Origin of the sequence: Buttiauxella gaviniae ATCC 51604 (genome assembly GCF_001654835.1) — a bacterium.
Lineage (GTDB): Bacteria > Pseudomonadota > Gammaproteobacteria > Enterobacterales > Enterobacteriaceae > Buttiauxella > Buttiauxella gaviniae.
The window spans coordinates 1-18,870 of sequence record NZ_LXEP01000015.1; the positions used below are offsets into that span (position 1 = coordinate 1).

Genomic DNA, 18,870 nt, shown 5'->3' on the forward strand with positions numbered 1-18,870 from the left:
CGTCATTGTTGCCTTCATTCAGCGCCGCGGTTGGCACCGGGACTTCGTAACGCAGCTGACCGTTGGCATCCGCCACAACATTGCCGTGATATTCATGGCCGTTCACGCTGACGACGACGTTATCGCCCGCCTGCGCATCACCGGACACCTCTCCGCTGACGAGCGTTGGCATACGGGATTCGCTGGCGTTGACGGTGTTGTCACCCGCCACCGTTTCGATGGTCAGGGCATTATGTGCCTGGGTATCGAGCACCACGTTCTGGTGCTCAACCGCAATCGCGGTGTTACCGGATGCATCCAAACTGGTGACCATCACCTGTACGTCATTGCTGCCTTCATTCAGCGCCGCCGTCGGCACCGGCACTTCATAACGCAACTGACCATTGGCATCCGCCACCACGTCGCCACGGTATTCATGACCGTTCACGCTGACCACCACGTGATCGCCCGCCTGCGCATCACCGCTCACCACACCCGAGATCATCGTCGGCATACGGGATTCGGCGGCATTCACCACATTGTCACCGGCCACTGTCTGGATGAGCACATGGTTCTCGGCATGGGTGTCGAGCACCACGTTTTTGTGCTCGACTGCCGTGGTGGCGTTACCAGCATTGTCAGTGCCGGTGATCATCACCTGCACATCGTTGCTGCCTTCGTTCAGCGCATGAGTCGGGACCGGCACGGTATAGCGCAGCTGGCCATTTTCATCGGTCACGGTGCCGTAGAAGTTCTGGCCGTTAACGCTGACCACCACATGGTCGCCTGCATGTGCATCGCCGGATACCTCTCCGCTGATGAGCGTTGGCATACGAGATTCGCTGGCGTTAACGGTGTTGTCACCCGCCACCGTTTCGATGGTCAGGGCGTTATGTGACTGTGTATCCAGTACTACTGTCTTGTGTTCAACAGCAATAGCCGTGTTGCCAACATTGTCGACACCCGTGACCATCACCTGCACATCGTTGCTGCCTTCATTAAGTGCTGAAGTTGGCACTGGCACGGTATAACGCAGTTTGCCGTTTTCATCAGCAACCACTTCGCCATTAAAATTCTGACCGTTAACACTGACAACCACATGATCGCCAACCTGCGCATCACCGGTAACTTCACCGCTGATAAACGTTGGCATACGGGATTCGCTACGGTTCACTGTGTCATCACCAGCAACCGTCTCAATCGTCAGCGCATTTTGTGCATGGGTATCGAGAGTGACGTTGTGATGCTCTACGGCTATCGCTTCGTTGCCCGCGTTATCATGGCTGACGATTTGCACCTGAACATCATTCGCCCCTTCGTTCAGAAGGTTGGTTGGCACCGCGACTTCATAGCGCAACTGACCGTTGTCGTTAACCACCACACCATGGAAATTCTGGCCCTGAACCGTGACGGTTACCGGGTCACCAGCCTGAGCATCGCCACCCGCTACGCCACCAATCATCGTTGGCATACGCGATTCACTGGCATTCACCACGTCATCGCCCGCTACCGTACCAATGGTGACGGTGTTGTGAACGTCGAGATCGATAGCTACAGTATGATCGCTGGATGCCTGAGTCGTGTTCCCAGCCTCATCGGTTGACGTCACCGTGGCATGAATATTCGGATTGGCCAGCAACCCCTGAGTTGAGACATTAATCCGATAGCCCAGGTTGCCATTACCGAGATCGATAACGACATCGTGATATTCCTTGCCATCGACGGTTAATGTGATGGCATCACCGATTTTTGCATCGCCGCTAACTGTTCCGTGAACGGAGGTCTGCGCTTCGTGAGATTCGTTGATGTTAATAACGTTATCAGATGTGACGTTGTCGATGGTGATGTTGTCGTGCAAATCAGTAACATCGATCACGGCATCATTCGTGCTATATGCACTGCGGCCAGATACATCTGTAGCTGTGGCGGTAACGTTTATCTCACCTTCCACCAGTCCACTTAAATCTGGTTGTAATGTCCAATGGCCATTATTGACAGGTACGTCGATGGTGATTGTGTTTTTTTGGCTATCTGTGAAGGTCAGCGTGATGTGATTTTGATTACTGGTACCGCTGATATTGGTGTGATTGATTTCATTTTTGTTAATAAAACCATCGTTACCAGCAAAATCATCAATGTTAACTAACGGTGGTAAAACTGGAGGTGCTCCAGCATCGGCTAAGCCGTTCTCAGGTAAGTTAAGTTCCCATGTCGGCGAACCCAGTCCTACTGTTTTAAAACCGGCGGTTGGATCAATTATCTGCCCGGTTAAATCTAACTGCACCAGAGTGTGGCCACCGCCGCCGCCTTCAATTTGCACCGGTGCTTCATTGCCTGCAGCGGTTGCTTCTAATGCTTGTGTCGGGTCAGCGCCGTCAGCAATAGATTTCTGTAACGATGCGACATCCTGAGTGTCATGCTCTGCAGTGCTTACTGCATTCAAGCCATGCTCACTCCAGTGGCTATTACGTCCGAGATCCATGGTTTTGCCGTCAGGCAGTGATACGCTCACCGCACCGCTGGCTCCCGTGACAATCTCTTCACCACTGTAGATTCTGTCACCTTCTTTCAAGAGACGCTGCGAGCCATCTGCTTCTACTACATAAACCTGACCAATGACCGCTTTAATAACACCGAGTAAATTACTCACAGAACCCTCTCTTGAAAATCATCGTTATTTTTATAAAAGTCGCAATAAATTAAATAATTAATAACATTGTTATTTCATTTGTAATACATAACCAAAAAATAGAAAAATGCCCATTAATGGACATATCCTTGCTGGGGAGTATTTATAAATGTAGAAAAAAACACAGTTATTAGAACTCTATTAGCGGAGACTTGACTGAGCGTTAAATATAATCAAAAATGACGAAAAGTGAAACATCACATTACAGAACATTAAATTTCATTGCGAATGAAACTTGCGTTTAATGTAATCAGATAAAGACCTCTGCACTTGTTAATTAATATGATGTTTCGTGTTAAAACTGAAATGGATATAAGGCGTGATATAGGGATATCGTTAACGCGCGCAATATAAAGGCTTCATAAAATGCAGAAGGTTTCCCTTTTTATACTTGGTTGTTTATCAATACCATCAGTTAACGCAGCAACTTTACAAAATACCGTAAATCAAGCTTTATCCAGCCATCCGGAAGTCAATGCTTCAGTAAATAGTCGTTATTCTGCAGAGCAGGATTTGCGCGCAGCTCGTGGGGGATATCTTCCTTCTTTGAATGTAGATGCCGAAGCAGGCAAGAAAAACATCAATGATGCTACCACGCGAGCGGGTGGCAGTAATAATGGCATGAATTTGTCTCCAAACGACGCCACGCTTAGCCTCAACCAGAATGTATTCGACGGTTTTGCCACGTCTAGTGAAGTTGGCCGTCAAAAGGCAACCGTTGATTCCCGCGCTTTTAACGTGCTCAACATCAGCGAAAATACCGCCTTCCAGGTGGTTCAGGCCTACCTTGATGTATTGCAACGCCAGGAATATGTGCATCTGGCAGAAGATGACCTCGCGAACCATGAACGTATCTACGACCAGATTCGTTTACGTACCGATCAGGGTGTTGGCCGTTCAGGCGATTTAATGCAGGCAGAAGCGCGTCTGGCGCAGGCTCGCAACAACTTGTTGACTGAGCAAACCAACCTCGAAGATGCCAATACTACATTCATGAGTGTGACCGGTGAAGCGCCTGAAAACCTGAGTCTGCCTGAAAGTATTGATGCCTTCCTTCCAAAATCGCTTGAAGATGCCAAACGCATAATGGAAGACAACAGCCCGCTGCTGAAATCTGCCAATGCTGATATTCAGGCTGCTCGCCAGCAATATGAAGCTTCAAAATCAACGTTTTATCCACGTGTTGATGTAGCGGTATCTCGCAGCATCAGTAATGACACCGACACGACTCGCGCCCATTCAGAAGAGTGGCAGGCGATGGTGAAACTGCATTACAACCTGTACCAGGGTGGCAGCGATAAAGCAGCAATGCAGTCCCGCGCGTATCTGGAAAAACAATCTCAGGACGTGCGCAATAACACTCTGCGCCAGATGAATCAGGAAATTGGCCTTGCATGGTCAGCATTAAAAAGCGCCAGAGACCAAATTCCCGCAGCCACCGATTATGCCGACCGCAGCGTGAAAGTTCGTACCGCTTATCAGGATCAGTTCAGCCTGGGTGAACGAACTCTGCTGGATTTATTGGATAGTGAAAATGAAGTATTCTCATCTAAACGCCGCCTTGTTGAATTACGTTATCTGGAAATTACGACGGGTTATCGTATTTGCGCGCGTACGGGTGAATTATTAAAAGCACTTAAAATTAATCCAGTGCCTGCAGGTCAACCAATAGACTCTCCAGAAAATAACTCATTACCTGAGCTTAATTAGCATTTGCTTAACTGAAATAGTTTCTCAATAAACTATTTCAGTGTTAGCTAATTTTTATTTTTGCTGAATAATTGCGTCAGGAACATTCTCATCAATGAATTCACAAGTTGAACACATGAATACAATGTCAGAGGCTCCTCCTATTGAGGAGTCGCATTATCATGACCCGCGCAGTCGCAATGACGATCCATTGCTTGATTGCCTGCTGGTTCTTTGTTCTGTGCATGGTAAATCAGCGAGCCGCTCGACTTTGAGTAGTGGGCTGCCGCTGGAGAACGATCGCCTGACGCTGGCTATTTTGCCTCGTGCTGCCGCTCGTGCAGGGTTAAAAGCGCGTGTCATCAAACGTTCGCTCAATAAAATCGCCGCTATGTCTCTGCCTGCGATTCTTATGCTACGTGATGGTGGTGCCGCCGTACTGCTTGGTTGGAACGCCGATGGTACTGCTCGCATTATGCCAAGCGAGAGCGAAGGCGGTGAAATCAATATTGATGCAGCTGAACTTGAGAAAAACTACGCAGGCCAGGTGATTTTTGCACATCCTCGCCATGAGTTTGACTTACAGTCTGAATCTTTCCTGCCGCGTACAAAATCCTGGTTCAAAGACACGCTGATGCTGTCTCGCTATCTCTACATGGATGCGATATTAGCAAGTTTGCTGATTAACCTGATTGCGCTAGGAACTCCGCTGTTCACCATGAACGTGTATGACAGGGTTGTACCCAATCATGCCACGGTGACGTTGTGGGTTTTGGCCGTCGGTATTTGCATGGCGTTTGTTTTCGATTTGATCTTAAAAATGCTGCGCGGTGTCTGCCTCGACATTGCCGGTAAAAAGAGTGACCTGATTATCTCAGCCACGCTCTTTGAGCGTATTACCGGCATGGAGATGAAAGCGCGCCCTGCTCGCGTAGGTAGCTTTGCACAAAACATTCATGAATTTCAGTCGCTGCGTGATTTCCTTTCCTCACTCACGTTGACCACGCTTATCGATTTGCCGTTTACGCTGGTGCTGCTGCTGGTGATTGGCATTATCGGCGGGACGCTGGCGTGGATTCCGTTACTCACCTTCCCTATCGCACTGGTGATTAGCTGGGCGTTGCAGAAACCGGTAAATGCTGCCGTTGCCAAAACAATGAGTTTGGCAAGTGAGCGTCAGGCATTGCTGATTGAAACACTCAGTGGCCTGGATGCTATCAAAGTCAACAACGCGCAAAGCGAACGCCAGTATCAATGGGAGCAAACTCTGGGCAGTTTAAGCCGCCTGGAATTACGCGTTAAAACATTATCCAGCTTCGCCAGCAACTTGACCGGATGGTTCCAGCAAATGTCTGGCGTCATCATGATTATCGTCGGCGTGTATATGATTATTGGCGGCAAGCTGAGCATGGGTGGCCTGATTGCCTGCTACATGCTTAATGGCCGTGCGCTGATGCCGATGGGCCAACTGACCGGGTTGATTGCCCGTTATCACCAGGCGCGTTTGACTATCAAAAACACCGAACAAATGATGTCGATGCCGCAGGAGAGACGCGATCATGAGCATCCTCTGAAGCGTGAAACCTTCCGTGGCAGCATTGAATTCAAAGATGTCGATTTCAGTTATCCCGAGCAGAAAAACCCTTCACTGCAAAAGATTAATCTGACCATTAAGCCCGGCGAACGCGTAGGTATTATCGGTCGTAGTGGCTCGGGCAAGAGCTCGATTAGCAAGTTGATAATCAATCTTTACCAGCCTACCGGCGGTAATATTTTGATCGACGATGTAGATGCTCGTCAGTTGGACGTCAACGATTTGCGCCACAGCATTGGTTATGTTCCTCAGGACATTCAGCTGTTTAATGGTTCACTGCGCGATAACCTGATTTGTGGTGCCCGTTATGTCGACGATGAAACGATGCTGCGCGCCGCGAAACTTGCTGGCGTTAACGAATTTGCTCGTGTTCACCCTGACGGTTACAACTTGCAAGTTGGTGAGCGTGGTATGCAGTTGTCCGGCGGGCAGCGCCAGGCTGTTGCACTGGCTCGTGCACTCCTGCTGGAGCCACCAGTCCTGTTGCTTGATGAACCAACCAGTGCGATGGACAACACCAGTGAAGACAAGATTAAACAAGCGCTGGTGCCATTTGTCGCTGATAAAACACTGTTACTCGTGACGCACAAAGCGTCGATGCTGACACTGGTTGATCGACTGATTATTGTTGATAAAGGACGCATTATTGCTGATGGCCCGAAAGCCATTGTTATGGATGCGCTGAAGAAGGGTCAAATCAATGCGTCTCGCTGAGTTATTTGCACGTTTACGCCCGCAAATTCGCCACTACTTTAAAGGTCGCGATGAGAACCAGGCCGATAACATTAACGAGGTGAGTCATGCTCTGATTGATGACTCCCCGCGCGTTATTCGTCTGACTCTTTGGACTATCCTGGTATTAGTCTTACTGGCGTTCGTTTGGGCAGGATTTGCCAAACTTGATGAAGTTACACGTGGCGAAGGTAAAGCCATCCCGTCATCACGCTTGCAAAAAATACAGAACCTGGAAGGCGGTATTGTCACCGAGCTGTATGTGCATGAAGGGCAAATCGTTGAAGCTGGCGCGCCGTTGATTCATTTGGATGACACTCGTTTTGCATCAAATGTTGGTGAGACTGAAGCAGACAAACTCGGCTTGCAGGCTAAAATCGACCGTCTGACAGCGGAAGCCGAAGACAAAGAGTTTGTTATTTCTGATGAGATTGCTAAGAAGGCTCCAGAAGTAGCACGCGGGGAAGTCGATTTATTTAATAGTCGCCGTCGCCAGTTCCAGAATGAAATCGAAGGTCTTCAGGAACAGTTAGTGCAGAAAAAACAGGAGTTGCGTGACTTCCAGTCCAAACAGGCACAGTACAAGAACAGCCTGGGTTTACTGCAGCAAGAGATCAAAATGTCTGAGCCACTGTTGGCATCAGGTGCAATTTCTAAAGTTGAAATCCTGCGCTTACGCCGCACTGAAGTGGAAACTAAAGGGCTGCTGGACTCCATCACTCTTTCTATTCCTAAATCTGCATCAGAAACGAAAGAGATTGAAAATAAGATTGGCGAAAGTCGTAACCGCTTCCAGAGCGATGCGCTTTCACAGCTTAACGAAGCACGCACGAATCTGAGCAAAGCAGAAGCCACTGGCAAGGCTCTTGAAGACCGCGTCAATCGAACCATGGTAGTTTCGCCTGTTCGCGGTGTCGTCCAGCAGATTATGGTTAACACCATTGGTGGAGTTATTCAGCCCGGCAGTGACTTAGTAGAAATCGTGCCACTTGATGACAAATTGCTTATCGAAGTGAAAATTCAGCCGCGTGACATTGCCTTCCTGCACCCAGGGCAACATGCGGTGGTGAAGTTTACCGCTTACGACTACACCACCTACGGTGGTCTGAATGGCGAGTTGGTACAGCTAAGCCCGGACACCATAACCGATAAAGAAGGCCACAGTTACTACATTGCACGCCTGCGCACAGATAAGAACTACCTGGGGACCAAAGAGCATCCCATGGTCATCATTCCGGGTATGGTCGCCTCAGTCGATATCATAACTGGTAAGAAATCTATTCTGAGTTATCTGCTGAAGCCGATTATTCGCGCCAAAGCAGAAGCGTTACGCGAAAGATAGAAACGATAAAAAAGCCGCAACAGATGATGTTGCGGCTTTTTTTATGGTGAGATTCAGTAGCTGTTTGGCGTTAAAAACATCACACTCAGGTTTGTCTTACTGGCCATTAAACGAAGACAACTTCCCACGATTCAATGTCAATTTACCCTCGTTAACCAACTCCTGAAGCACTTTATGGATAGCGCTACGTGAAATGTGGTTCCTACTGAGTATGAATGTGTAAACTGATGTTTTTTCACGAATTTCAGGCTCAAGGGACCAAATGTGCTTCACATGTTCCGTCACAATTTCGCGAATCGTTTTATGTGAACGTAGATTTTCACGCTGGAAATAACGCTGCAGATGATTAGTCAAAATATCAAATGCATGTATCCATAGGTTTTTCTTACTGAGCATCTCATTAGCATTAGTCGAATTCATCACCCACATCTCACAGTCCGTGTCACACCGCAGGTAATGAGACATCACATCATTACGCATCTGTGCCAGGCCAAGGATAGCGGGTGCGGTAAAGCTCACCGTAACAAGGTCATTTTCAACTCGGTAAACAGAGACGGAGCCTTTCTCAAGATAAAAGATGTTTCCATCTCTTTTCATTTCAATGCGCTGACGTTTTTTTCTCAGAGAGAAATAAGCGTTTTCAGATTTTTTAATCTCATCTCCAATGAGCATTACAGATTCATCAAAATTAAGAATGGACATCAGCTTCTCTTACTCTAGTTATGGGATTGAGATTATCTCCTGGCGAAAAGCAAAGGAGATCACCCTAATGTAAATTGATAACCCGCTACTCGGCACGTATATCAATATAGAACATTACGGTAAACCTGCGATTGATAAGCCAGATACTGAGGATTGTAGGATGGCGATTTGAAAAGAATAGCCTTATGAATTCCCTGCCAGACAATATTCTACGCTCATGAACAACCACATACTTTATGATAATTTAATTATCTAACAATGAAACAATCACTCGGGAAAATAATATCACCGCATGTCATTTTTTAAACAGTCACAACTGTCATTCCATATACAGCAGGGATTAAAAATAGCTTGAAAAATAATATATAATAAATACAATGGCCAAACAATTGATATCACAATTACGGTATCAATTTTATCTTTAAACCAGGCAGTATCATTCTGCTGATATTTTCTTACCTGCTTTAAAAGCCATACCACTCTGAATAACATAAACACCAGGGTTGAAACCCCATAAATACATACTATTAATTGAAATAGTTTATTCAATGGCCATAGCCCCATTGTTATGGTGAGACATCGTCAACGATGAGTAAAGGCGACTAAAATACTCAGTTATTAAATTTCATTTTCAAATTTACATTATTGAGAATCTAACCCTGAGATACCACGCCTGCCCCCTCGTGCTGCTCTGTCAGTGAGTATATTTATCTGAAGGCAGATACGTAATTTTTTTAATCTTTGCGTTGATAACTTTTTCTTTTCAGTTAAAAAAGAAACAATAAAAAACCATAAGGTATTGATTTTAAATAACCTTTTATGTATAAAAACAGTTAAAACCTTGTTAATTATAAGTATACTAAAAATCCGGGAAGTGTCTTCAGGGTAAAGTCGCTAAAAGGCTGGATTATTCCATGCCACATTGTGCTTATAATGGCAGGTGGAAAACCAGCCTGAGTCAACGAGAGTACTGGCAATATGTCCGAAGCAGATAATCTATGTTATCTCATTGAAAATAAAATAATATTCCTACCTGAGAAACAGTGTCTGGTGCATACAGACAGCCATGAACAGATAAAGCTCAAGCCGACAGCCTCCTTATGCCTGCTGTTGTTGCTCAGAAATCACGCTGAAATTGTGACTCAGAATGAGTTACTCGCTTTCGCATGGGGTGAAAGCCACAGGCAAGTTAGCTTTAACGCCTTTTATCAAAGTATTCTCTCTCTACGAAAGTCATTTTTACAAATGAATGTAGAGAAGCAAATAATCACCACGGTTCCGCGCAAAGGTCTACTTATTCAACAAGAAATAACCATTGAAAAAAAGTGGGATTATGCTGTATCTGAGGTTGATATCGAACTTACAGAGACGCCCTCTGTAACGGAAACCAATAGAGTCGAAAATAAAAAACTGCCGAAACTAAATCTGGTAGAAACGCTCATTATTATGTTTACCGTGCTAATAGCTGGTGTGCTTCTCTACCCAAAAGTAACCAGCGAAAATTATTTCTCGGGTTATGTTGCTTCAAAAAAATATGATGGCCAATGCCACTATTTTTTTAATGATGATGCCAGCAACTATCTCCGCCATGAGGGGTTTATCAAGGAACATCCTGAGATGTGTAGTGATAATAAATTTCTCTATATAACGGCATATCCTGAGACGAAAAATATCTCAATCATTCTGTGCACTACCGGTATGGATTTGTCACATGATAATTCCTGTCAGTCAGTCTATTACCCTCGGTATGATAGTAAATGAAGATACTCACCGCGATTGCCTCTCTTCGAACACAAACGCGCATCGTTTTTTTAGTATGTCTCGCGATACTTTCTGGCGTGGTGCTGTATCTTCACCACCCGTCTTACGAAAACCCGCATAGCCTCGCCTGCAGGGCGACTTTGCAGATAGTCAGAGACAACGCATCATTTCGTGGAATTGTCGATTTCAAATCCGCGGATGGCAAAGGCATTGCGCACATTAACGGCATCATTAACGTTACCCCGCAAGAAGAGTATACCGTCCAGCGAACCGTCCTGTTTACACTCGCAGACTATGGGCGTAGCCCTGTTTGGGTCTCTCGTCAGATTGTCATTTCAAACCGTGAAACAACCCCAGCAGGCATTGTTCAGCAATTTCTTCCTGACTTTTATTTGAAAAGCTCAGGAGTGACCGATATCGATATTTTTACGCTGAACAAGGACGCTGACCTCATCACTCGTGAAGGTGTACCTTACTTGTACTGCCAGAAGTACATGCTACCTGATGATGCGTGACGTTTAGCTGTAAACATCGCCACTGTGCATGGATGGATTTAACAAGGTCTGGCCATAACTACAAAATTTTCAGCACCTAAAAAGACAATCAAGTCTTTGGTTGTCTTTAATTTATGAAAAAGAATAAAAAAATCTTGAACATATTAAGTACATCGTTATTATCCCACTGCACATTAAGATTATAATAAACATGCACGCCTTTAAGAGTGAACTTTAAGTTAAATATGTTATTTAATTATGATATTTCATTAGTCCTACTCGCAGTAATTATTGCATGCCTGGCTTTTTATGTCTCTTTTTGGCTATGTAAGGCTGGCGCTCGAAAAAAACATAACTGCTGGCCTTTATTTAGCGGCCCAACTATGGGCTGTGGGATATGGGTTTTACACTACATGGTGATGCAGGCACATCATCATAGTCACATTATAAATTATAACATTAAGATAACGCTGGCCTCCTTACTTGTTGCTATTATTGGCTGCTCACTTGGTTTTGGCTGCTTTTTATTCAAACAATTACGCAAAAATCATTATCTGCTGCCTGCATTGATATTTTCTGCAACCGCGGCATCCATGCACTACCTGGGAATGGCAGCAATCATCAATGCGGGAGATTGGTCTGTCAGCAATGCTCATATCACTCTTTCGCTAATCGTTATTTTTATTACTTCATTAGGCATGTTGCATTTAACCCATCTGATGTTGGTTATGACGAGTAAAAACGACAGCTATGCCAACTTCTGTCGATTGGGTGCCACAATTACTCTTTGTACCGGTGTAGCAATCATGCACTTTTTAGGTACCAGCAAAATGAATATGGCTCCAGTAGCCGCATCATCTCTTGCTATAAACCATGATGACAACATCGAAAATACGATTGCGATGACGATGATAATACTCATCGCGCTGGTATTTATGTTAGCAATCTTCATCTGGTTTATTAATTTCAAAGAGCATTTAAGCAATGAGCTTCTAAAAAGAGAGTTAATCTCGAAGAATTTGCAATTACAACAAATGACGCAACATGACTCGTTAACTCAATTACCTAACCGCGTTTATTTACAAAGTCATTTAAATACACTGTTTGAGAAACAGATACAGCCACTGTTCATTATGTTTATTGACCTCGATGGTTTTAAACGTGTTAACGATGTCTGGGGGCATGCCATTGGTGATGAGCTGCTGGTAAAGATATCTAAAATGCTCAGGAACGTTGTTGGCAAGGGAGGCTTTGTTGCAAGAATTGGTGGTGATGAATTCATCATCGTCGTTTGCGAACAAACAGAAGATGCGGTGATCCAACTTGCTAAAACATTGCTTTCAAGAATCTCAGATAACTACGAACTCTCAGCAACAACAGTCGATTTTTTATCTGCCAGCATTGGCATTTCAATTTACCCTGACCATGGGCAAGATGTTGCCACACTATTGAAAAAAGCTGATGTGGCGATGTATTACATAAAAGACAAAGGGAAAAACAATGTCATCTTTTACGATGAGATAGCCATGACATTACCCACATGATGCCAGGTTAATACAAGAGTGTATTAATAGAGCACGATAGCCGAGTGTTAGTAACACTTATTTTTAAGCAATGGATGCTTGTAAATCATTCCAGACACTGGAATTAGTAAAAAAGCAGACATTGATGATGAAATTTACTGCGTTGTATAACAAGTACAAAGACAAATGGTGGGCTTTACCACTTGTTCTCCCCTTCATCCTGTACCCTATAACTCAGTATATGAGTTCCTACGGCTACGTTGATGGTTTCGAGATACCTTTCTTTTATCTCAACATGGCACTTATGACAGCCCTTACCATGATTTATGGTTTTAAGGCGCTTCCTGGTATCATACTGTGTGTATTTTTCCGTGTGGCTCCTGATCGTGGCCTGGAACCAGCATTGATGTCCGTATTGCATTATTTTACATCGACAGGAATAAGTTGTGCTGGTTATTACTATTTCACTGGGAAACGTGGTCGAGCTAGTTTCGGGCGCTATAACCTAACCTGGCAACGTATTTTCTGGTTAGTATTCATTAATGCCACATTGTTCCTTAATTATTTCCAGACCGTACTCTACTTAGGCATGTATGGTGTACATCAAAAAATGATGTACATAACCCCATTCACCACGCGAACATTGATAAATTATCAGGGAATGCTGGTTGGGAATATGATTGGCTTGCCAATGTGTTATTTGGTAATTCGTTCGTTCAGAACGCCATCATACATGAAGAAATATGTTGAAAAAATCCGTAATCAAGTTGCAGAAGACCTGCGAGCACTCGAGCTCATTTGTCTATTTAGTGCAATGACATTGCTTACGGCGCTCATGATCTCACCAATTAATCATAAGCCAACACTGATAAACTCCGTGTATACCCTGACGTTACTGTTACCAGTCATGATCTGGGGAACGCTACGTCTGGGCCATGCTGCCATTTCTCTCATTTGGTGGGTGTTATTGGTCGTTCTGTGCAATAACTATCAAAGTTATATTCCTCATACAGTCGATTACAAGTTACATCTGGCTGTTGCAACGTCCTGCTTCGCAGCGTTTTCAATAACCATTATCCTTATGGCTATAAATATTTCACGGCAAAGAGCCTTGAATATTAAGACTAAGCGTCTAATGAGCATCGACCCGGTAGTTCACCTACCAAATTTGCTGGCACTTGATGCAGATTTAAACAAAAGCACAGTTTCTGTTTTATGCCAGTTATATGTCCCTGACCTTGAATTACTAGGCCGCCACTATGGTTTGCTGATGCAAGTTCAATATAAGCAACAACTGGCTCATTTTTTGAAACCGGTACTGGAAAGCGATGAGCTTATTTATATAAGTTCAGGTCACGATTTAATTGTCAGGATGTCCCCTTTAAATGCGGAAAAAAGGATTTCTGAGCTGCACAACAAAGCAAAAGATTTCCGTTACACCCGTGATGGGGTAAAGCTTTACCCACAAATTGGTTGTAGCTACTGCATCATTAACTACCCTGTGGGTCATCTTTATCTATTAATTGGTGAACTCCGAGCACTGGCAGAGATCTCCCTGACTACAAACTTGCCCGTGGATATGAGAAAGCAAAGCAGCCGCCAGGTACAAAATCAGGTTAAAACTAAAGTCGACATGATGAATCAACTTCAACGTGCGCTTGAGTTAGATCGGTTTGTTTTGATGGCTCAACCAATAGAAAGCAAAAATGGTCATCGCTACCATGAAGTCCTGTTGAGGATGCTTGGTAACAATGATGAGCTTATTTTCCCGGATACTTTTTTACCGCTAGCAAATGAATTTGGCATGTCATCGAGCATTGATTTATGGGTGCTAAATAACACCATGAAATATATGGACGAAACCCGTCATTCACGGTCAAACCAATGCTTCGCCATTAATCTGACTCCAGTATCAATCTGCCGCACAGATATGGCACATCTCATTGAAAATATGCTGATTAAGTACGGTATTGCGCCTGAGCAGCTCGTTCTGGAAGTGACCGAAACCGATGAGCTTACCAACAACTTACAAGCCGATAAGACACTGGATGCACTACAGCGTTTAGGTTGTAAAATTGCTATCGATGATTTTGGAACGGGTTATGCGAGCTATGCGCGACTCAAAAATATGCAGGCGGACATACTCAAAATCGATGGCAGTTTTATCCACAATATTATTTCCAGCGAGATGGACTACAAAATCGTGGAATCTATTTGTGAGTTAGCAAGAATGAAAAACATGACGTTAGTGGCTGAGTTTGTCGAAACAGAAGCGATTCAGAATGCTCTATTCCGCATGGGAATTGACTATGTTCAGGGCTACTTCATCGGTAAGCCTGCGCCTATCGAAACCTTACCGGCAACTGTTTAAGCCATAAAATCAGGCAGCAGAAAGCATGTTATGAGGGGTTTTCTGCTGTCGTGATGGATAATAATCAAGCAAATTCAGGACGCAAAAGTGGCGTAAAGCACATATTCACTGGGTTCGTTAGATTACAGGTAATTTGGAAGAGATGAGCTGGAGCGGGTGAAGGGAGCCGAGGACAGCCAGCTAACTTCTTGTTTCTTAAAGACTGATGAATCCAGCAGTTACAGCGATAGTCACACATTTAGCGACAGACGGTCAAGACTTGAGGCAAGTAATATTCCCACAAGAGGAATAGAACACAAGGTCTACCCTCACCCTTTGGTCTGGCTATAAGTTGGGGCTATGGGGGACTTTTTGCTTCCTCTTTATATTGGATGGTCAGACGAATTTTTCTGGTATAAACCAAGGCAGACCACAAGTACCAACTTCAAGAGGAAGACCAGAAGATAGACTTTGTGTAAATCCATAGAGTCTACCTTCCCCATTGCACTTACGAACTAGATTACTAGTACAAAATAAAGTCCAGACCCGAAGGCCTAGACTCAAAGTCTTACTTAGTGAATGTAATGTTAGTGACTACTGGCAGTACAGCAGCATCCTTGCGGATACCATCTTTAATCTCAGTGGTCGCCTCATTCAGGATGTACAGCTTACCGATGACTTCCAGTACGAAAGCTTGGCGGTCGGTATCTCGTGTCAAGATTGTAGTGAACCACTCACCGTCTACTTTAGGTGGAGCAAAGCTCAGACCCGTGAATGCTTTAGGCATCAGGAAGACACCTTTGTCCTCACCGTTGTAGGAGCAGAAGTCAGTGCCTAGCATCTCTTCTATACCGTCCTCACCACCAAAACCTGAGCGACGAGCTACTGACGCCAGAGCCTTCACTAAGTCTTCATGAATAACCAAGCCATAGTCTTCTACGTTAGCACCCAGAGCGGAATCGGTAGCCTCAGTGATAGCATCAAGAATGTCCTGACCTTTATCAAACAACTTACCTGCCAGCTTACCGCCGTCAACCTTACGCACCAACTTAGAGTCTGCCAGTTGAGAAGCGACCTTAGCGTTGATGTCTTTTAGGATGTTATCGACGATGTTATTCATATCACCAACCAGAGTCGCATGGGTGAAACCGGACTCGACCTTGAAGTCATACAGCGGGATGCTATAGGACAGCAGGATAGCCTTGTTTGCTGGCTCTACAAAGATTTCACTACCAGCCATAGCTACAGCTTTCTTAGGCTTAGACCAGTCGCCATTGGTCGCCACCACAGCACCTCGGTCGTTGAACAGGTGACGGACGATAGGTGTAGGAGTGTCGGTACGGTTAGGCAGGAACTCAACAGGGAACACAGAGTTCACAGACTCAACGTCTGACTTGATGCCATTCAGACCAATACGCAGGCTGGACTCAAGGGTCTTAGCATAAACAGCAGGGGACTTAGCGGCCTCAATGCTATTGAACTCAGGGCTGTCAGACGCCCAAGCGAAGCTACTGGTCTCTTCACGGAAGGTCATAGACTCAGAGTGAACAATCTTGTCGTTAGGTGCTCGGAACTGTTCACCTACAGGCTTGTTTAAGTCAGGGGCAGCGTTAATTTGAATGTTATTGGACATGGTGTATATCTCCTATTCTCAATAGTTCGGATAGACCTCGACCACCATTGGTCAAGGCCTGAAGTTTGTTGTGTGTTCGAGGACTACTAGTCAGCCAGCAGGTTGATGTCTCCAATGCCTTCCAGCATCTGTGCCGCACGGGATTTACCCAGAGTCGACCCTGCACTTCGGACAAGCTCGGACTGTTCACGTAAACGTTTCTTACGTGCTTCGGCTTCCAGTTGCTCACGCTCTACTTGTTCCTTGCTCTTATTCAACTCAGCGAAGCGGATAGCTTGTTGTTCAGCCTGACGAATGGCCTCACGAGCTTCAGCTTGTCGACGGTAGGTCAAATCACGGTGAGCCTCAGCAGCCATAGGCAGGAAGTTGGAGACCTTAATACCAGCAGCGACCAGTGGCTCTACAGCATTGAACGTGTTGTTAGACTGGATGGTCTTTGAATCAAACGTTGAGAAATAGGCAGGTAGTAGGAACTTCAAGGCAAACCCTAAGTCATGCTCCTGTCCGTCAATCTTGATGGTGTTGGTCTTGGTGTCTACATCAGATACAGCGATACGCCACGTTAAAATGTTCTTGGTAGTCATTGTGTTTAAATCTCCTTCTGAGGTTGAGACTATCGGTCTCGCAGACACAAAGGTGCCTACGGTCTCCCCGCATCGGTCATCTCAGAGGTTTAAAATAGGTGTTTGAACCGAATGATTTGATCGCTAGTGACGATCAATACGGAATTTACGATTGGGATAAACGATCAATATGTATATGGATATTTGTTAAGCTACGACCATCTTTCACCAAGACACTCAGGAATGATTTATGCCCAAATTAGCTATTAGCTTATTGCTTTACTTGGCCTGCTTTTATGCAGTTGGATACGGCGCTGGATATATAACAGGTGGAATAACTTGGCACACACTGTATATGCTTGAACGTATAATCACCGTAGCCCTACTTGCATTCATTCCAGTGTTTATCTTTGCGGTTTTAATAAAGGCATCCAAAGAACAGAGAATAATAAAATCACTTTCTGTCGCAGCAATTAATATCATCCCTTCGGCTATCGCATTACTTGTGGGGTTTACTGACGCAGTGACCAGAGAATTTCTTACTTACTTTCTCGGTTAACTGACATAGTGCGAATGACCAACTGTTCTATTAGCTCATTGCGAGAATAAAATGGTCGGTTATTCGTAGCCGCTTTGTCTACTCCAAGCATCGACAACAAAATAGAAGTGGGAAGACCACGGTAACGCAGGGTCAAACGGCCTTCTGGAGTGCGCGGGTCAATCATAGCCATTGTTAAAGTCTCCACTCACAGCGACCGACCCGTAGCTCCTCAAACTCCTCTTTCGAGACGAGTTGTCCAGCCCTGTAGTGCGATACAGTGTGCTTCTTAATGAATGACTTAGAGTCCGGCGAGATATCATCCGAAGATGCTACAGCGGCCTGTACGGTGGCACTGGATGTCATAGACACGAAGGCATCCGCTACAGCTATTCCATACTCAAAGTCCAGCCACTCGCCAAACTTGACAGCGGACGTGGGGTCAGCAAGCCATGACGTACCGAGGCGCCCCATATCGACTTTCTTTATGCGACCACTTTTCGGTCCCATAAGATAGCGCCCGACGTTGGTACGAGCAAAGCGTCTGACTTCTGTACTATTGCCATCTGCAACTGTGCCAATCTGAATGCCGACCCGTCGTATCTCATCCAGTCGAAACAATCCGTCCTGACTGGTGAGGTCCTGACCGAAGATATGGATGGTGTATTCTTGTTGAGACATTTACGTGTACTCCTTTTGTTTGCACCCTGAAGTCGCACCCTACTGACCTACTCAAGCCCCCACGTAAAGGGAGACCAGCAAGCAACAGGACACAAACAGAATGACTTGAGGTAATTAATATGGTCTGCGATGACCCTGTGATTGGTCTTTGGGGGACTCACGGTAGCGAGCCAAGCTGAATAGACATCAGGATGGACAAGAAGCTGGTGTGGGGTCCTATAGTGTGGGTTTGATTAGCTGACGATGAATAGACTGCATTTGATAGGTGGTAGCTATGATGAATAACTCAAGGGTGAACATCCGGTCCAGACCTGAAGAGGCAGACTTCAAGCTATAACTTCAGGTATGACAGGAAGGCTTACTTTAAGTCTATAATTCATAATTGTCTTATCAAAACCATTATCATTTAAGACTTAACGACAACAGGCTGGTCTCGTCTCAAAGTACAAACTCTAAGCATATCAACTGGTCGACCACTTTGAGTTTCCGCCCGTCTAACTGTAAGTATCTACAGTCGTCTTCAAATCACCATCCCGCACCGTTATTGCTCACTAAAGAACCAAGGAAAGACCTCGGGTGTGATAACAGTTCTCCGCCCGT

At 45.2% G+C, this 18,870-nt stretch carries 14 protein-coding genes; 8 read left to right on the forward strand and 6 right to left on the reverse strand.

Features of this window, described 5'->3' with window-relative positions:
* Nucleotides 1–2,629: retention module-containing protein (locus M977_RS07130; RefSeq protein WP_157092052.1), on the reverse strand; the 2,629-nt coding region annotated here is incomplete at its 3' end.
* 405 nt (nucleotides 2,630–3,034) lie between these two features.
* Between M977_RS07130 and M977_RS07135 the strand changes: the two genes are divergently transcribed.
* The 3 genes from M977_RS07135 (at nucleotide 3,035) to M977_RS07145 (ending at nucleotide 8,025) form a co-directional block, all read left to right on the forward strand.
* Nucleotides 3,035–4,378: a TolC family outer membrane protein gene (locus M977_RS07135; RefSeq protein ID WP_064513552.1), complete on the forward strand. Its 1,344-nt coding sequence runs from the start codon at nucleotides 3,035–3,037 to the stop codon at nucleotides 4,376–4,378.
* 115 nt (nucleotides 4,379–4,493) lie between these two features.
* Nucleotides 4,494–6,665: a type I secretion system permease/ATPase gene (locus tag M977_RS07140; RefSeq protein WP_064514186.1), complete on the forward strand. Its 2,172-nt coding sequence runs from the start codon at nucleotides 4,494–4,496 to the stop codon at nucleotides 6,663–6,665.
* Nucleotides 6,652–8,025 (forward strand): HlyD family type I secretion periplasmic adaptor subunit, encoded by a 1,374-nt coding sequence (locus M977_RS07145; protein WP_064513554.1) that lies wholly within the window; start codon nucleotides 6,652–6,654, stop codon nucleotides 8,023–8,025. The genes M977_RS07140 and M977_RS07145 overlap by 14 nt, the downstream gene beginning before the upstream one ends.
* 96 nt (nucleotides 8,026–8,121) lie before the next feature.
* Here the strand turns inward: M977_RS07145 and M977_RS07150 are convergent, their stop codons facing one another.
* Entirely contained in the window at nucleotides 8,122–8,727 is a 606-nt protein-coding gene (locus M977_RS07150) for a helix-turn-helix domain-containing protein (RefSeq protein WP_064513556.1), read from the reverse strand.
* Nucleotides 8,728–9,705: 978 nt separating this feature from the next.
* Between M977_RS07150 and M977_RS07155 the strand changes: the two genes are divergently transcribed.
* The 4 genes from M977_RS07155 (at nucleotide 9,706) to M977_RS07170 (ending at nucleotide 14,876) form a co-directional block, all read left to right on the forward strand.
* A complete protein-coding gene (locus M977_RS07155; RefSeq protein WP_064513558.1) occupies nucleotides 9,706–10,488 on the forward strand; it encodes a winged helix-turn-helix domain-containing protein in 783 nt (260 codons plus the stop codon).
* A complete protein-coding gene (locus M977_RS07160; protein ID WP_064513561.1) occupies nucleotides 10,485–11,003 on the forward strand; it encodes a hypothetical protein in 519 nt (172 codons plus the stop codon). The genes M977_RS07155 and M977_RS07160 overlap by 4 nt, the downstream gene beginning before the upstream one ends.
* 206 nt (nucleotides 11,004–11,209) lie before the next feature.
* Nucleotides 11,210–12,526, forward strand: a complete 1,317-nt coding sequence (locus M977_RS07165; RefSeq protein ID WP_157092053.1) for a sensor domain-containing diguanylate cyclase — start codon at nucleotides 11,210–11,212, stop codon at nucleotides 12,524–12,526.
* A 124-nt stretch (nucleotides 12,527–12,650) separates the two neighbouring features.
* Complete coding sequence (locus M977_RS07170) at nucleotides 12,651–14,876, forward strand: sensor domain-containing phosphodiesterase (RefSeq protein ID WP_167351088.1); 2,226 nt, start codon at nucleotides 12,651–12,653, stop codon at nucleotides 14,874–14,876.
* Nucleotides 14,877–15,423: 547 nt separating this feature from the next.
* Here the strand turns inward: M977_RS07170 and M977_RS07175 are convergent.
* Together M977_RS07175 and M977_RS07180 are read right to left on the reverse strand one after the other, a co-directional pair.
* The gene (locus M977_RS07175) at nucleotides 15,424–16,488 is read right to left on the reverse strand and encodes a hypothetical protein (RefSeq protein ID WP_083962917.1); all 1,065 of its coding nucleotides are present in this window, start codon (nucleotides 16,486–16,488) and stop codon (nucleotides 15,424–15,426) included.
* 86 nt (nucleotides 16,489–16,574) lie between these two features.
* Nucleotides 16,575–16,967, reverse strand: coding sequence for a hypothetical protein (locus M977_RS07180; protein ID WP_157092054.1), 393 nt, complete (start codon nucleotides 16,965–16,967; stop codon nucleotides 16,575–16,577).
* 334 nt (nucleotides 16,968–17,301) lie between these two features.
* On the opposite strand from M977_RS07180, the gene M977_RS07185 reads away from it, so the two are divergent.
* A complete protein-coding gene (locus tag M977_RS07185; RefSeq protein ID WP_063216582.1) occupies nucleotides 17,302–17,610 on the forward strand; it encodes a hypothetical protein in 309 nt (102 codons plus the stop codon).
* Here M977_RS07185 and M977_RS24300 read toward each other — a convergent pair.
* Nucleotides 17,591–17,782: a hypothetical protein gene (locus M977_RS24300; protein WP_074143632.1), complete on the reverse strand. Its 192-nt coding sequence runs from the start codon at nucleotides 17,780–17,782 to the stop codon at nucleotides 17,591–17,593. The two genes, M977_RS07185 and M977_RS24300, sit on opposite strands and share 20 nt — an antisense overlap.
* Nucleotides 17,783–17,784: 2 nt before the next feature.
* Complete coding sequence (locus M977_RS07190) at nucleotides 17,785–18,270, reverse strand: hypothetical protein (protein ID WP_064513567.1); 486 nt, start codon at nucleotides 18,268–18,270, stop codon at nucleotides 17,785–17,787.
* Nucleotides 18,271–18,870: the final 600 nt, after the last annotated feature.

Bases quoted from the DNA above. Each gene is read 5' to 3' on its own strand.
- M977_RS07135 (WP_064513552.1), top strand. From the start codon at position 3,035: ATGCAGAAGGTTTCCCTTTTTATACTTGGTTGTTTATCAATACCATCA.
- M977_RS07140 (WP_064514186.1), top strand. From the start codon at position 4,494: ATGAATACAATGTCAGAGGCTCCTCCTATTGAGGAGTCGCATTATCAT.
- M977_RS07145 (WP_064513554.1), top strand. From the start codon at position 6,652: ATGCGTCTCGCTGAGTTATTTGCACGTTTACGCCCGCAAATTCGCCAC.
- M977_RS07150 (WP_064513556.1), bottom strand. From the start codon at position 8,727: ATGTCCATTCTTAATTTTGATGAATCTGTAATGCTCATTGGAGATGAG.
- M977_RS07155 (WP_064513558.1), top strand. From the start codon at position 9,706: ATGTCCGAAGCAGATAATCTATGTTATCTCATTGAAAATAAAATAATA.
- M977_RS07160 (WP_064513561.1), top strand. From the start codon at position 10,485: ATGAAGATACTCACCGCGATTGCCTCTCTTCGAACACAAACGCGCATC.
- M977_RS07170 (WP_167351088.1), top strand. From the start codon at position 12,651: ATGATGAAATTTACTGCGTTGTATAACAAGTACAAAGACAAATGGTGG.
- M977_RS07175 (WP_083962917.1), bottom strand. From the start codon at position 16,488: ATGTCCAATAACATTCAAATTAACGCTGCCCCTGACTTAAACAAGCCT.
- M977_RS07185 (WP_063216582.1), top strand. From the start codon at position 17,302: ATGCCCAAATTAGCTATTAGCTTATTGCTTTACTTGGCCTGCTTTTAT.
- M977_RS24300 (WP_074143632.1), bottom strand. From the start codon at position 17,782: ATGGCTATGATTGACCCGCGCACTCCAGAAGGCCGTTTGACCCTGCGT.
- M977_RS07190 (WP_064513567.1), bottom strand. From the start codon at position 18,270: ATGTCTCAACAAGAATACACCATCCATATCTTCGGTCAGGACCTCACC.